Below are 649 nucleotides of genomic sequence, written 5' to 3' on the forward strand. Positions count from 1 at the left end.
ACGGGTCACCACCACGGAAGCCACCCTCACGACGGTCACCACCGCGGAAGCCACCCTCGCGACGGTCGCCGCCACGGAACCCGCCCTCGCGGTCACCACCACGGAAGCCACCGCCCGGACGGTCACCGCCCTCACGGCGCTCGCCGCCACGGAAGCCGCCCTCGCGGTCACCACCCCGGTAGCCGCCCTCGCGACGGTCACCGCCACGGAAGCCACCCTCACGGTCACCACCGCGGAAGCCACCCTCACGACGGTCACCGCCACGGAAGCCGCCCTCGCGGTCGCCGCCACGGAACCCGCCCTCACGCGGCGGGCCAGAACGGAAGCCACCCTCACGGCGCTCGCCGCCGCGGAAACCACCTTCGCGGCGCTCGCCGCCGGCGTGTCCGCCGCGCTGGCCGTCCCGGTCGTTCCGGTACGAGGGCCCGTCGCCGCGGCGCGGGGCGCCGTCGCGCCCGCCCGAACGGTCGTCGTTACGACGGGGACGATCTCCGCCCTGCGATCCTGAACTCACAGGTACATCCTTCCTCATTGCGCCATCCATGGCGCTACGCAGTCGAGGGCCGACCCGGATGGGCGGCCCTCGACTGGAATGATTGTCCGGCGGTGTCCTACTCTCCCACACCCTCCCGAGTGCAGTACCATCGGC

The 649-nt window shown here is 73.2% G+C and carries 1 pseudogene; it reads left to right on the forward strand.

Annotated features, from left to right (window positions below):
• Window positions 1-508, forward strand: a pseudogene (locus ACWENR_RS29700) (hypothetical protein); the annotation flags it as partial.
• Window positions 509-649: the final 141 nt, after the last annotated feature.

The organism is Micromonospora sp. NPDC004336 (assembly GCF_053602615.1).